General features: G+C 61.8%; 11 protein-coding genes. 4 read left to right on the forward strand and 7 right to left on the reverse strand.

Features of this window, described 5'->3' with window-relative positions:
- Positions 1 to 9: 9 nt before the first annotated feature.
- Entirely contained in the window at positions 10 to 2,046 is a 2,037-nt protein-coding gene (gene pbpC, locus ACR0I0_RS14920; RefSeq protein WP_480492040.1) for a penicillin-binding protein 1C, read from the forward strand.
- Here pbpC and ACR0I0_RS14925 read toward each other — a convergent pair.
- The 4 genes from ACR0I0_RS14925 to ACR0I0_RS14940 are packed head-to-tail and all read right to left on the reverse strand — an operon-like array spanning position 2,043 to position 8,720.
- A complete protein-coding gene (locus tag ACR0I0_RS14925) occupies positions 2,043 to 4,085 on the reverse strand; it encodes a hypothetical protein (protein WP_480486313.1) in 2,043 nt (680 codons plus the stop codon). The two genes, pbpC and ACR0I0_RS14925, sit on opposite strands and share 4 nt — an antisense overlap.
- On the reverse strand, positions 4,082 to 6,844 hold the full coding sequence (locus ACR0I0_RS14930; RefSeq protein ID WP_480492091.1) for a DUF4159 domain-containing protein: 2,763 nt from the start codon (positions 6,842 to 6,844) through the stop codon (positions 4,082 to 4,084). Before ACR0I0_RS14930 ends, ACR0I0_RS14925 begins: the two co-directional genes overlap by 4 nt.
- On the reverse strand, positions 6,841 to 7,716 hold the full coding sequence (locus tag ACR0I0_RS14935; RefSeq protein WP_171637426.1) for a DUF58 domain-containing protein: 876 nt from the start codon (positions 7,714 to 7,716) through the stop codon (positions 6,841 to 6,843). Before ACR0I0_RS14935 ends, ACR0I0_RS14930 begins: the two co-directional genes overlap by 4 nt.
- A complete protein-coding gene (locus ACR0I0_RS14940; RefSeq protein WP_152459465.1) occupies positions 7,713 to 8,720 on the reverse strand; it encodes an AAA family ATPase in 1,008 nt (335 codons plus the stop codon). The genes ACR0I0_RS14935 and ACR0I0_RS14940 overlap by 4 nt, the downstream gene beginning before the upstream one ends.
- Positions 8,721 to 8,784: 64 nt before the next feature.
- Here ACR0I0_RS14940 and ACR0I0_RS14945 point away from each other — a divergent pair, with 64 nt between their 5' ends.
- Entirely contained in the window at positions 8,785 to 9,360 is a 576-nt protein-coding gene (locus tag ACR0I0_RS14945) for a DUF1285 domain-containing protein (protein ID WP_480492042.1), read from the forward strand.
- Here the strand turns inward: ACR0I0_RS14945 and ACR0I0_RS14950 are convergent.
- Positions 9,343 to 10,311, reverse strand: coding sequence for a DMT family transporter (locus tag ACR0I0_RS14950; protein ID WP_480492044.1), 969 nt, complete (start codon positions 10,309 to 10,311; stop codon positions 9,343 to 9,345). The two genes, ACR0I0_RS14945 and ACR0I0_RS14950, sit on opposite strands and share 18 nt — an antisense overlap.
- A gap of 158 nt (positions 10,312 to 10,469) precedes the next feature.
- Between ACR0I0_RS14950 and ACR0I0_RS14955 the strand changes: the two genes are divergently transcribed.
- Both ACR0I0_RS14955 and ACR0I0_RS14960 read left to right on the forward strand, forming a co-directional pair.
- Positions 10,470 to 11,225 (forward strand): hydroxypyruvate isomerase family protein, encoded by a 756-nt coding sequence (locus ACR0I0_RS14955; RefSeq protein WP_480492045.1) that lies wholly within the window; start codon positions 10,470 to 10,472, stop codon positions 11,223 to 11,225.
- 74 nt (positions 11,226 to 11,299) lie between these two features.
- Positions 11,300 to 11,530 carry a DUF2798 domain-containing protein gene (locus ACR0I0_RS14960; protein WP_171117031.1) on the forward strand — a complete coding sequence of 77 codons (231 nt, stop codon included), beginning with the start codon at positions 11,300 to 11,302 and terminating at the stop codon, positions 11,528 to 11,530.
- Positions 11,531 to 11,550: 20 nt separating this feature from the next.
- Here ACR0I0_RS14960 and polA read toward each other — a convergent pair whose 3' ends face one another.
- Together polA and ACR0I0_RS14970 are read right to left on the reverse strand one after the other, a co-directional pair.
- Positions 11,551 to 14,349, reverse strand: coding sequence for a DNA polymerase I (gene polA / locus ACR0I0_RS14965; protein WP_480492047.1), 2,799 nt, complete (start codon positions 14,347 to 14,349; stop codon positions 11,551 to 11,553).
- Positions 14,350 to 14,419: 70 nt separating this feature from the next.
- The gene (locus ACR0I0_RS14970; protein ID WP_480492049.1) at positions 14,420 to 14,890 is read right to left on the reverse strand and encodes a hypothetical protein; all 471 of its coding nucleotides are present in this window, start codon (positions 14,888 to 14,890) and stop codon (positions 14,420 to 14,422) included.
- Between the last annotated feature and the right edge of the window lie 2 nt (positions 14,891 to 14,892).

The following is a 14,892-nucleotide window of genomic DNA, read 5'->3' on the forward strand; positions in this document are numbered from 1 at the left end:
GTGGTCGTCATGCCTAAGCGGTCGCGGCTCTTGTTTGCGCTGGCCGGAGCACTCTATCTGACGGCGCTGGCACGGGATGGTGTTGACCGCTGGGTCGATGCCACAACCCTGCCTTCCGTTATGGCTGAAACTCCGGTCGAGATGCGGGACCGGAATGGCGACCTTCTGCGGGCGTTTCCAGTTAAGGATGGCATCTGGAGGCTGCGGCCCGGCGCAGTTGACCCTGATTTCATCGCTATGCTGATCCGGTACGAGGATAAACGGTTCTGGACCCACGCCGGAGTGGACCTCATCGCGATGCTGCGGGCTGCCGGGCAAAGCCTGTGGAACGGGCGTAACGTGTCGGGCGGGTCCACTCTGACCATGCAGGTGGCGCGGTTGATCGAAGATGGTCCAACCGGGCGCTGGAGCGGGAAATTTCGCCAGATCAGAGTCGCATTGGCGTTGGAGCGGCGTCTGAGCAAACAGCAAATCCTGAACCTTTATCTGACCCATGCCCCCTATGGTGGCAATCTGGAAGGGCTCCGCGCCGGCGCCCGCGCGTGGTTTGGAAAGGACGCCACCCGGCTGACGCCCGCGCAAAGCGCCCTGTTGGTTGCGTTGCCGCAATCCCCCGAGGCCCGGCGCCCGGATCGCAAGCCCGAGGCTGCCCGGCAGGCCCGCGACCGGGTTCTGAACAGGCTGGTGCGCCACACCGTCCTGACCGATGCCGAAGCGCGCGCGGCCATGACCGAGCCTCTTCCGGATCGGATGAATCCGTTTCCGCGTCTTGCACCTCATCTGACTGACCGCGTGAGGCGGCAAGCACCCGCAACACAGGCCTTCGATCTGACTCTGGATGCCGGATTGCAGGCCCGGCTGGAAACCTTGGTGGCCCGGGCCGCCAACCGCGTCGGACCACGCGTTTCCGGGGCTCTGATCGTGGCCGACCATCGCAGCGGCGAGGTTCTGGCATCGGTCGGATCTGCCGGGTACCAAGATGCCCGTCAGGGGTTCGTGGATATGACCCGGGCCGTACGGTCGCCCGGATCGACCCTGAAACCTCTGGTCTACGGGCTGGCCTTCGATCAGGGGCTGGCCCATCCCGAGACCCTGATCAGCGACAGCCCCGTGATGTTTGGCCGATACGCACCGCGCAATTTCGACGGCGCCTTTCGTGGCGATGTCCGGGTGCGGGACGCCCTACAGCTGTCGCTGAACATCCCCGTCGTGCGCCTGACGAATGAGCTGGGCCCCGCTCGGTTGATGACAGCATTGAGGTTGGCCGGATCAGAGCCACGTCTGAATGGCGCAACACCCGGATTGGCGATTTCTTTGGGGGGCGTGGGGTTGAGCCTGCACGATCTGGTGCAGGTTTACGCCACTCTGGCAGCTGGCGGCACAGGCCCGATCCTGCATCATGACGTTCTGGCAGACGCCCAGCGCACCCGGCGCGTTCTGTCGGAAACCTCGGCCTGGCAGGTTTCGGACATTCTGGCCGGGCTTGCGCCACCGGCAGGCGGTGCAACAGGGTCGCTGGCCTACAAGACCGGCACGTCTTATGGCCACCGCGATGCCTGGGCCATCGGCTTTGACGGGCAGCACGTCATAGGGGTCTGGCTGGGCCGCGCCGATGGAACGCCTGTTCCTGGTGCATTCGGGGGCGACCTTGCCGCGCCCCTGTTGGCCGAGGCTTTCAACCTGTTGAAACCCGATCTAACGCCCCTGCGCCCACCGCCACCTTCGACCTTGCTTGTCGGCGCGGCCCAATTGCCTCAGCCGTTGCAGCGATTTCGCCCCCGCACGACAGCTTTCAAGGATGATCCCGCGGCACCGGACCTGCTGTTCCCGCCCGATAACGCCGTATTAGAGACGTCAGGAGCACCTCTGACGGTCAAACTGCGTGGCGGCGTCGGGCCGTTTTCCGTACTGGCAGATGGCGTGCCGGTGCTGACCGGGCAGCGGCGACGAGAGTTCGAAATCCCAAATCCGGGGACCGGCTTCACCTCACTTGTCGTGGTGGATGCGCAAGGTCAATCCGACAGGGCGTCAATCAGGATCGATTAGCGCCGCCCCTCCCGCAGCCAACCGCCCAACAGGAAACCTCCTGCCAACAGCAAAACCAGCCAAGGCGGCAGCAGACCCGCCTGGGTCACATCCCGTGTCTCGTAGGCATCGCGCGGGGTCAGACCGATCCAGCCCCGACCAGCCGCCGGGCGCCCGGCGCGCACGTTGCGGATCGACGGCAATCCATCTTCCACCCGGATCACGCCGCCCCGCATGCCGGCCAGAACCGGTTCAAGAACATCCCCCGTAGCGATGGTGCGTTCAAACTCCTTCGGCGCGGCGGGACCAAGCCCGATCACGGCCATGTGGTCACCTTCCTGCAAACGGTAAAGACCAATCTCGGGCCCATAGTATTGCGCTTCGAACCGCCCCGGAGAGACCTCCTGCAAGGTGATTTCCAGCGTTTCGCCGTTCGGGCGCGTCACAGTCACCGGACCCACATCATCCCCAAGCGTCTGTCGAATGATGCGCATGGACTGGCCGTTGGCTTCGGCCCACAGCGCCTCTTCCTCGAGTTCGGGTTCCTTCATCATCCAATGGGCCAGCCTGCGCAAAAGTTCCAGTTGCGGACCGCCACCTTCAAAGCCACGGCTCCACAGCCAGGCATGGTCCGATGCCAGCATCGCAACACGCCCTTCGCCCACTCGGTCCAGAACCAGCAGGGGGCGTTCGTCAATGCCCGTCATCAGAACCTCGCCCGAGCGATGGTTCACATCGATCTGGCGCAACCAGGCCCCCCAATCCTCGGAATCGCCAAGATTTGTTGTCACCGGATGGCGCTGACCCAACGCGCTGACCTTTGGAACAAAGCGTTCCTCGAAGACACGCGCGGAAGGTTGCGCTGGCAGGATGGGCGCCAGCGGCGACCGAAAAATGCTGTCAGCTCCGGCGAAATCGGGACCGGCGGCAATCAGAACGGCGCCGCCGTCATTGATATAACTGGTGACGTTGTCCAGATAGATTGCAGGCAGGATGCCGCGCCGCTTGTAACGGTCGAATATGATCAGATCGAAATCGTTGATCTTTTCCAGAAACAACTCGCGGGTCGGGAAGGCGATCAAAGACAATTCGTCCACCGGCACGCCATCTTGCTTCTCGGGCGGGCGCAGGATGGTGAAATGCACCAGATCGACCGAGCTGTCGGATTTCAGCAGGTTGCGCCATGTGCGCCCGCCCGGATGCGGCTCGCCCGAGACCAGCAGAACGCGCAGGCGATCCCGAACGCCGTTCATCTGGATCAGCGCGGTGTTGTTGCGGTCGGTCAACTCGCCTTCGGCCAGGGGCACGGAAAACTGGAGCACGTTGCGCCCGCCATGAGGCAGGGTGACAGGCAGTTCGACATCCCGACCGATTGGAATACTCAGCTGCTGAGGCTCACCACCATCCACGGAAATCTCCAGCGGCGCTGTCGCGGCACCCGCGGGGGCTGCTCCGCTGTCTTCAACGCGCAGGGTCAAAGTCACCGATTCACCGATGATGGCAAAGGCAGGCGCATTTCGGACGATAAGCCGGCGATCCCAGTCGTCCGCACGCCCGGATTGCAGCAGATGCATCGGCGCTGGCAATTCCGGGGCCTGATCGGCATCGTGCACGATCCCGTCCGATACCACCAGAATGCCTGCGATGCGCGCACGCGGCTCTTCGGCCAGGGCCTCATTCAGGGCGGCCATGACCTGCGTGCCCTCATCCCCGTCACCGTCGCCGATCCGAATGCGGCGCAGTTCCGTATTGTCGCGCGCCTCAATCTCGGCGGCCAGATCTTCGGCGGCCTGCGCCGTTTGTTCGGCCCGGTCCGAAAGTGTCTGGCTGGCGCTTTCATCCTCGATCATCAAAACGATATCCGTCAGCGGCGCGCGGTCCTCGACTTGATAGACCGGACCGGACAGTGCCGCGATGACAACCAGGGCCGCCAATCCCCGCAGGGCCCAGCCCGACAAGCCGCGCCACAAGGCCAGAGCTACTCCGACAGCGGCAATCGCCCCCACAGCAGCCAAAAGCGGCCACGGGATCAGCGGGTCGAATATGACGGTTCCGGTCATTGTCCCAACCTGTCCAAAAGGGCGGGCACGTGGACCTGATCGGATTTGTAATTCCCGGTCAGCACGTGCATCACCAGATTGACGCCAAAACGATTGGCCAGTTCGCGTTGCCGTTCCCCGGCATACCCACGACCGACAGGCAAAAGGGCCTGGCCGTTGCGATCCACGGCCCAGGCCCCGGCCCAGTCATTGCCGCCGATAACCACCGGTGTCACGTTGTCATTGAGGTTGCGGAATGGCATCCCTTCGATCTGTTCTGCATCCCCGGGTGCAGCTTCGACCCAGACTTCTGCGCCGGAATAGCGGCCCGGGAAATCCTGGAGCAAATAGAATGTTCTGGTCAGGACGTGATCGCGGGGAATCGGCTCTAATGCAGGGATATTCAGCGGTCCGGCCAGTTGCTGCAACTTGCGGCCATTCGGACTGGATGCGCCGAAACCGGCAATATCCGCATCGCGCGTATCAAACAGGATCATCCCACCCGAACGCAAATAGGCGTTCAGTTTGATATACGCCTCGGCCGAAGGTTGCGGCTGGTTCGGCGTGATGGGCCAATAGAGAAGCGGAAAGAATGCCAGCTCGTCTCGTTCCAGATCAACGCCGATTGGGTCCGCCGGTTCGACAGAGGTGCGAAAGAACAGGGTTTGCGCCAAGCCCCGCAATCCGGCCTCGGCAATATCGTCCACCTGCGTCTCACCGGTCAGCACATGCGCCAGCACAAGCTCGTGCGTTGCAGCGAGGGCAAATTCGGTATCTTCGGGCGTCTGCGCCTGTACGTCCGGCACCAGCAGAAAAGCGGCCAGCGCGGCAGCCGCCGTTCGCGCCAGGCCCAGCCTGCCCGACAAGGCCAGCGAGGCAATCACGTCAACCGTCAACAAGATCAGCGCGAGGCTGAGCAACAGGCCACCAAGCGGGGTTTCCGTGCTGACCTCCTGCCCTTTGATCGGCACATTGGCGGGCCAGGTCACCGGGCGCAGCTCGGTTTCTTCCGAAACCACGTTCAATGCCAGCTTCTGCTTTCCGCTTTCATAGAGACCCGGACGCAAATCTGGCCCGATCCGGCCCGAGATCAGCTGAACGCCATCCACACCGGCCAGGGTTCCGGCATCTGACAAGGCGCCAAACCCGTCCATGATCTGAACCGGCTCCCACGTGGTGCCTTGCAGTTGCGATTCTTGCCGCGACTTGGCTGCCGAAGCCACGGCCAAACGATCCAGCATCTCGACGAACAGGCCCGACAACGGCAGGCTGGACCATTCGGCATCCGCAGTGACGTGAAACAGCACCACCTGCCCAAGCCCCAAAGCCTTGCGTGTTACCAACGGAGTCCCGTCAGACAGCGAAGCAATCACGCGATCCGCCAAGTTAGGGTCTGGTTGCGCCATGACTTGGGTCGAAACAACCACGTCCTTTGGGATATCCAGGCCGAAAAACGGAGAGCTTTCGGGGAATGGAGCCAGCGTCTTGGCTTCGCCCCAGCTCATCGCACCGCCGACGGATCGTCCACCGCTGCGCAGCCGCGCCGGCAACAGGGTGTCTTCGGTATCCCTGCCCAGATCGCTGGCCGCCATGCGCGGACCGGCAAAACGCAGCAGAAGCCCGCCCTGTTCGACCCATTCGATCAAAGCGGCTTCTTCCGGCTCCGACATCTGCGCCACGTCCGACAGGACGATCACATCCGGGTTGGCGGGCAGAACCTCAAGCAGGCCGCCATCGACAAAATCCGCGGTCGGGACCAGAACCTGCGTCAGGTAATGGAGGGGTGACAACAGCTCTAGCCCTTCACGGTTGCGGGTTCCGGCAATCAGCGCAACCTCGCGCCGGCGCAGACTGTCATCGGTCAAAGTCACGGCCCCGGCGGACCTTTGGCCCTGAATTTCAAACCGCGTGATACGGGCGCGCAATTCCGACGGCAGCGCCAGATCGGCCTGCGCCGAGGTTTCGCCGGCCTCCAGGGTCAGCTCAACGGAATGCAGCACCCGGGCCGTGCCAGCCGGATCACGGCCTTGCGCCAATACCGTCACGCGGTCTTCCGGTCCGGGGCCCGCGCGCTGAACGGTCAATTGGATCAGCCCGTCCTGATAGGCCGCAGGCCGGATCGCCACGGGCCGGGAGGCCGCCTGATAGACCGTCACATCTCCGCGCGCCTGAAGGCTGGACACCAGTTCAGCGTGGTCTGCATAATCCAGCCTGTCACTGAACCAATGGGTATCAAATCCGCCGTCAACGGCGTTCAACGCGGCAATGATCTGAGCAATCTGATCCGCATTCGGCTGCCAGGGGTTCGGGGTCAGCCCCGGCAAACGCCCACGCCACGCTTCCGCAGCCTGAAATACCGGTGTTTCCGGCTCTGTCAGGCGCAAAATCGCAACCGTTCGGCCCGCGCGCCCGGCCTCCGACAGTTGCGTGTCGATTTGGTCAAGTGTCGCCGGCCAGCGCGCGGCTCCGGCCCAACTGGCGTCCAGCACCAGCAGCAGCGGCCCGGTTCCGGTTTCATCCCGTGACGGGTTCAGAACCGGCCCTGCCAGCCCGATGATGATCGCAGCCGCCGCCAGCATCCGCAGCAGCAGCAGCCACCATGGGGTGCGGTCGGATACGCTTTCGTCATCCTTAAGGCCCAACAGCAGCGTGACCGCCGGGAACAAGCGGCGGATCGGAGCGGGCGGAACCGCGCGCAGGATCAGCCACAGGATCGGCAGAGTCAGAAGACCCAGCAACACCCATGGCGCGGTAAAGCCGATGCCCGCCAGAACCGTCATCGCGTGCCCCCATCCAAGGCCCGATAAAGCCATAACAGAGCCGCTTGTGCGCTGTCACCCGTGTGGTGCAGGCCCAGTTGCCAGCCCGTCGCTCGGCACAGTTGCCTCAGCGCGTCCTTGCGGTGCGCCAGGCGTTCCAGATAACGGTCCCGCAGCTCGGCGGCCTTTAGCGTTTCGTGTCGGACGGACCCTCCGACGCTTTCGAAAATGGTGCGCCCGCGATAGGGAAACGACTCTTCACCCGGATCCAGCACTTGCAGAACCACGCCGCGCACGCCACGGTCGGCGGCTTTGGTCAGGGCAAGTTCAACCTCATCCATGGGGCCCAGAAAATCCGAGATGAACACGGCGCGGGCATGAGGGATCATGGCGCGGTGTTCGGGTGGGGCGTAATCCGCTTGATCATCCTCGGACCAGGCCTGCGCCAGCCGAATGATCTGCGCATTGCCGCGCCGGGGCGGCAAGGTGGTGCCGGTCAGACCTACGCGTTCACCGCCGCGCACCAGAAGGATGGATGTCGCCAGCCCCAACAGCCGCGCGCGATCCGCTTTGGTCGGCAGGGTCTTGTCGGACGCAAACCGCATCGAAGCCCCCTGATCGACCCACAGCATCACGGATTGCGCGATCTGCCATTCCCGTTCACGTACGAACTGCTGATCCCCCCGCGCCGAGCGGCGGTGATCGATCATGCGACGGCTGTCGCCGACCTGTGCCGGGCGGTATTGCCAGAAATCATCCCCCATCCCGGACCGCCGTCGACCGTGGTCGCCCAGAAGAACGGTTCCGGCCAAGTGCTCAGCCCGCGCCAAGAGGGGCGGTAGCCGCGATGCCTCGGCTTCGGATCTTTCGCGAAGGGTCAGCTCGGCATTCACGCCGCGGCCTCGGTCCGGATCAGCCCGACAGCGGTCGAATCAATCAGCTCTGCAAGGCTGTCACCACGCGCCCTTGCCGCAAAGTTGAGCGCCATCCGGTGGCTGAGCACCGGGCGCGCCATATCCAGAACATCCTCGGCATTGGGTGCCAGGCGCCCCTGCAACATGGCCCGCGCGCGCACCGTCATCATCAGCGCCTGCGCGGCACGGGGGCCCGGACCCCAGGCCACGGTTTCGGCAACCCGTTCGGACACACCGGGTTCTTCGGGGCGGAACGCCCGCACCAGATCAAGGATCAGTTCAACGACGGATTCTCCGACCGGCATCCGGCGCAACAAGACCTGCGCGGCCAGCAACTCTTCCTTGCTGAAAATCTGATGCGCCTCTTCCTCTTCAACCCCGGTCGTAGCCAGCAGAATATCCCGCTCTGTCTGGCGGTCGGGGTATTCGACGTCAATCTGCACCAGGAACCGGTCAAGCTGGGCTTCGGGCAGCGGATAAGTGCCTTCCTGCTCGATCGGGTTTTGCGTTGCCAGCACGTGGAACGGCGTACCCAATGAACGATCTTCACCCGCCACGGTAACGGTGCGTTCCTGCATCGCCTGCAACAGCGCCGATTGTGTCCGCGGACTTGCCCGGTTGATTTCATCCGCCATCAACAGTTGACAGAAGATCGGGCCGGGAATGAACCGGAAATGGCGGCTGCCATCGTCGGCAGTGTCCAGAACCTCGGACCCAAGAATATCGGCGGGCATCAGATCGGGCGTGAACTGAATGCGGCTGCCATGCAGGCCCATCACCGTCGACAGAGTCTCGACCAGGCGTGTCTTGCCCAAACCCGGCAGACCGATCAACAGGGCATGGCCGCCGCACAAAAGTGCGGTCAGCGTCAGGTCCACGACCCTCTCCTGCCCGATGAAGCGGCGGGTGATCGAGGCCTTGGCCTCTTGCAGCTTGTTTTCCAGCGCTTCGATCTCGGCTACGAGGTCGGCAGGTTCGGTCATGACTTTCCCTTCCGTGGACTATTATGATTGAAGTGTATCGCGCTGAGAGGAAATGGCAAAAGCAATGAGCGGACAAAAACCTGTGAAACCGTCGCCAGATGGTCTGGCGGCATCGGTCAAGGCGGCCAAAACCAACGGTTTACCGCCCGTTCACCTCTGGAATCCTCCGTTTTGCGGCGATCTGGACATCAAGATCGCAAAAGATGGCACATGGAGTTATTTAGGCTCACCCATCAACCGTTTCGAGCTTGTGAAGCTTTTTTCCTCAATTCTTAAGAAGGAAGACGGCAAATACTTCCTAGTCACCCCGGTCGAGAAGGTGGGAATCACTGTCGATGACGCGCCGTTTGTCGCTGTGGATTTCGACCGGGACGGGGATGGAAAGGACCAGTCCTTGACCTTCACAACCCATGTTGGCGACCGGGCCTCGGCCGGAGTTGATCATCCGATCCGAGTTGTAATCGACCCTGAAACAGATGAACCCTCACCCTACATATTGATCCGCGACAACCTTGAAGCTCGGATAGACCGCAAAAGCTTTTACCGCCTCGTCGAGATCGGAACGCACCACGACGGCTGGTTCGGTGTTTGGTCAGGCGGGCAGTTCTTTGGCCTGATCCCTTCAGCCGACCTGAGCTGACCGCGGCGCGCGATCCTGTGCCAGCACGACAGCCATTGCAACAATGCCCGCACCAAATGCCCGGGTCCAGTTCCACTCGTCCCCCAGCATCAGCATGATCAGCATCACGTAGAAAGGGGCAACATTGATGTGAAAAGAGGCCAGCGCCACGCCCAGCTTGCCGACGGAGGTGATAAATAATACCTGGCTGAGACCCATGGAGATAAGCGCATAGATCATCAGCATGCCCGCCTGCTGCGTGTCGAACGCAGTTGCAGGCATCACGTCCAGACCAAACTGCGCCGATCCGAAAACCAGCAGCGATGCCATGGCCAGCCCTCCGACGAAGGTGATCGTCGTGCGCCCGGTCTGGCTCAGTTCGGCGAAATCACGGGCGGTTGCCATGCTGGCCCAGCAGAACAACACCGTTGATCCAACCGCACAGGTCGCGCCCAGACCCAACTGGGCCGGGGCCAAGGCGCTGGTGGCGATCAATCCGCCGACAATCGACACAAGAACGCCCAGCGCAAAATTCCACTTCAGCCGGCGTGTGCCAGCAGCCAATTCAAGCAATGTGGCCACCAAAGGTGCGCAGGAGACGATGATTGCTACCGTTACCGGGTCGGTTAGCTTTTGCGCCAAGATCAACAGGAACATTCCCAACCCGATTCCAAGGCCTCCGACGGTCATTGCATGACCCCAGCGGGCTGAAACAACCCGGCGCGGCCCGTCCAGAATTACCCAGACCGGAACCATCACCAACACGGCCAGCGCCAGTCGCGCGGCCAACAGGGCAACGGGCGGCCATGTTTGCAACAGCACCTCGGCCGCCGGAAACCCGGCCGCCCATGTCAGCATCGAAGCCACGGCCAACCCGTTGCCCGACAAGGCAGAATGCTGTCCCGCCGGCGCAGAAAGACTGTTCCCGCGGACGGGGTCTGGGCTCATCGCCATCGTTTTCAAACCTTCCATTGGCACGGCGTCAGAAAATTGATTCGCCGCAATGCAGGAAGCGTTTCCGATTTCATCGGGTCGATCTGGTCGAATTTCGACAAACTGTCGTTTTCTGTCACTTTCACAGAAATCAACGCGCGGATAAGGTCGGGCCACCTGAAATCCATGGGCCGCCTATGCCAAAATTCGCCGCGAATATCTCATTGCTCTTTGCCGAACTTCCGTATCTGGATCGGTTTCAGGCAGCGGCAGATGCCGGGTTCAAGGCGGTCGAGATCCTGTTTCCGTACGAACTGGCTGCAAAAGAAACCCGGCGTGCCTTGCTGGCCAACGGGCTCGAACTGGTTCTGATCAACGCGCCCCCGCCGAATTATACCGGTGGCGCACCGGGTTATGCCGCCATCCCCGGCGGTGCGTCCCGGTTTCAGTCTGATATCCGCCGCGTTCTGCGCTACGCTCAGGTGCTGCGGCCGGGTTTCATTCATATCATGTCCGGATACGCCGCCGGGACGGATGCGTTGGACTGCTTCGTGCAAAACTTACAGTGGGCCGCCGATTTCGCGCCGCAGCAGACATTTACGATCGAACCCCTCAATCCGATGTCCCAACCCGGCTATTTCCTGAACGACTATGATCTGGCGACCGAGGTACTGGGCCGCGTGGATCGCCCGAATGTCGGTCTGCAATATGACAGTTTTCACGCACATATGATCCACGGCGACGCGCTGGCCGTCTGGAAGCGTTTTCACCCCAGCGTTGTCCACGCCCAGATCGGGGCCGCCCCCGAACGTTCTGAACCGGGGCGCGGGCCTACGGATTTCACGCAGCTTTTCGCGGCAATGGATGATGCTGGTTACACCGGTTGGGTCAGCGCCGAATACGCGCCTTCTACCGCTCGAACGGATGCGACACTGGCTTGGATGCGACGTTAACGCCGTTCATTGGTCTGGAATTAGCAGCCCGAAAGGCGCACATATCGGGCAAGCCGTTTTCAAGGATGACCGATATGATCCCTGCCCGCTTTGCCCATGCCATCTTTGGACTGATCATGTCAGGGCTGATGTCGTGCATTGTCACCGGGATCGCTACGGTCAAGGCAGTGGGGTTCCATCCTGAAACGCTGGGCGACTGGATGGCGTCCTGGGCCTTTTGCTGGCCCATCGCCTTCACGGTGATCCTGGTCCTGGGACCTTCGGTGAAACGTATGGTCGAAGGGTGGGTCAGGCCACAAGGCTGACTTGGGGGGCTGACCCGGCGCTAGTGCGCCTCGGCCCAGTTCGCACCCTGGCCGGCATCAACGCTCAGCTTCACATCCAATTTCACCGCCGGGTCCGAGGCACCCTCCATCACCTCGCGCGCCACATCGATCAGCGGATCCACGGAATCCTCGGCGACTTCGAACAACAGTTCGTCATGGACCTGCAACAGCATCCTGGCGGGCAGCCCGTTGATCGCACCCGGCATCCGCACCATCGCGCGTCGGATCACATCCGCCGCCGTGCCCTGAATCGGCGCGTTGATCGCCGCCCGGCGCGAGAATCCTGCATGCGGCCCCTTGGCGTTGATCTCGGGCGTGTGGATCTTGCGCCCGAACAGGGTTTGGACATAGCCGTGCTCTTTGGCAAATGCCACCGTGTCATCCATATACTGTCGAATGCCCGGAAAGCGTTCGAAATAGCGGTCGATGAAACCCTGTGCCTCGGCCCGCGGTATGCGCAGGTTGCGCGCCAGGCCGAAGCCCGAGATGCCATAGATCACACCAAAGTTGATTGCCTTGGCCTGGCGGCGGATGTCCGGCGTCATCTCGTCCAGCGGCACGTCGAACATTTCCGACGCGGTCATGGCGTGGATGTCCAGCCCATCGGAAAAGGCCTGTTTCAGGGTCGGAATGTCGGCGATATGCGCCAGGATGCGCAGCTCGATCTGGCTGTAGTCGAGGCTGACCAGAACATTTCCGGGCTCGGCGACAAAGGCCTCGCGGATGCGGCGGCCCTCCTCGGTGCGCACGGGGATATTCTGCAAATTGGGGTCAGTCGAGGCCAGACGCCCCGTATTCGCCCCGGTGATGGCATAAGACGTGTGCACCCGGCCCGTGTCGGGGTTGATATGGGTCTGAAGCGCGTCGGTATAGGTCGATTTCAGCTTGGACAGCTGGCGCCAATCCAGCACACGGCGCGGCAGTTCATGCTCGGTCGCCAGATCTTCCAAGATATCGGCCCCGGTCGAGTACTTGCCGGTCTTCCCCTTCTTGCCGCCTTCCAGGCCCATCTTGTCGAACAGGATCTCGCCCAACTGCGCGGGTGAGCCGACATTGAAATTCTCACCCGCCAGCTCGTGGATTTCAGCCTCTAAACCGGCCATTTTCTGGGCAAAGGCGTTCGACATACGGCTCAGCACGTCGCGGTCGACCTTGATGCCATGCATCTCCATCTCGGCCAGAACCGGCACAAGTGGTCGTTCGAGTGTCTCGTAGACAGTCGTCACCTGCACCCGGTGCAGCTGCGGTTTGAACAATTGCCACAGGCGCAGCGTTATATCCGCATCCTCGGCGGCATAGGCAGTGGCCTCGTCGATCGGCACCTTGTCGAAGGTGATCGCAGATTTGCCTGACCCCAGCAGCGGCTTTATCGGGATCGGCGTGTGGCTGAGATACCGTTCCGAGAGTGTATCCATGCCGTGTCCATGCTCACCGCCATGCATGGCATAAGACATCAACATCGTATCATCGATGGGGGCCACATCGATACCTTGACGCCGGAAAATCTTGGCATCGTATTTCATGTTCTGCCCGATTTTGATGATCGAGGGGTCCTCAAGCACCGGCTTCAGCAGCGTCAGCGCCTCATCCAGGGGCATTTGCCCTTCAGCCAGCGCGTCCGACCCGAACAGATCATCCGCCGCACCATCGCGGTGGGTCAGCGGGATGTAACAGGCTTCGCCGGCCTCGACACACAGCGAAATACCGACCAGATCGGCGATCATTTCATTCAGACCGGTGGTTTCAGTATCAACAGCGATCCAGCCTCGTTCATGGGCCTGATCGATCCACTTTTGCAATGCCGCTGCATCACGGACACATTCATACTTTGCCGCGTCAAACGGGATCGTCTCGGCCTCAACTTCTTTGGCCGCAGGCGCCGGAGCGTCGGCGATGGCCGGTGCTTCGGCCCCCAGCTTGTCGGCGATCCGTTTGGTCAGTGTGCGGAATTCCATATCCGCCAGAAAACCCAGCAGGGTCTCTGCATCGGGCTCTCTCACTTCAAGGTCATCCAGCGTGAAATCCAGCGGTGTGTTCTCGTCCAGCTGCACCAGTTTCTTCGACAGTTCGATCTGATCGCGCTTTTCGATCAGGGTCTGCCGGCGCTTGGGCTGTTTGATTTCCTCGGCCCGGTCCAGCAGTGTTTCCAGATCACCGTATTCATTGATCAACAGCGCGGCCGTCTTGACCCCGATTCCCGGAGCGCCCGGCACGTTGTCAACGGAATCCCCGGCCAGCGCCTGAACATCCACAACGCGCTCAGGAGCAACTCCAAACTTCTCGATCACACCGTCCCGGTCGATGCGCTTGTTCTTCATCGCATCCAGCATCTCGACGCCATCACCGACCAACTGCATCAGATCCTTGTCGGAACTTACGATGGTCACGCGGCCCCCAGCCTCGCGCGCCTGCACGGTCAGGGTGGCGATGATGTCGTCGGCCTCATAGCCTTCGAGTTCCTTGCAGGCGATATTGAACGCCTTTGTCGCCTCACGGGTCAGCGGAATTTGCGGGCGCAGGTCCTCGGGCATCGCTTCGCGGTTGGCCTTGTACAGGTCGTACAGATCATTCCGGAATGTGTGCGACCCCTTGTCGAAAATCACCGCCACATGGGTTGGCGCATCCGGCCCGGTGTTTCCTTCGACATATTTCTGAAGCATGTTACAGAACCCGGACACCGCCCCAATCGGCAGACCATCCGACTTGCGGGTTAGCGGAGGCAGCGCGTGATAGGCCCTGAAAATAAAGGCCGATCCGTCGATCAGATGCAGGTGACATCCTTTTCCGAAATTGCTCATGCGCGCGCTCCCTGTCGGTCAGGGATGGTTCTGCCACAGGGTCGCGCGGGTGACCAGCCAAGAACGCAGCCTAACCGCCAAACAATCCCGAGAAGACGTCAGAGAAACTGTTCAGCAAAGCCATGATCACCAACACCCCCAGCAAGGCAAAAAATGCAAAGGCAAAGAACTGGAACAGGATTGCCCCCGTACCTATAACCATTCCGGCGATGGCAGGGCGCCGCTTTTCGTGACGCAGGATGCCAACGGCCGAGATGACGATCGCAAGCCCGCCAAGCATGGCGACTCCGATCCGCAGGAAATCATCCAGATCGCGGGCGCGGGTAACGGGCTCGGGTTGTTCCATCCCCGCGGCGGCCCTCAGGGTCGACTTGCCGATCTCGGCCGCCAGTTCGCCCAGTGACACACCCGCAGTCTGCTGAGGTGCAAAGGGCCCCGCCCAGAATACGAACAACGCAGCAAACAACGCCAAAGACGCGATGCAGAACCCAGCCCAGCCGAAAACCGGGTTAACATTGTCAGTGGCCGAAATTCCGGTCATCA

Source organism: Ruegeria sp. AG6 (assembly GCF_056541565.1).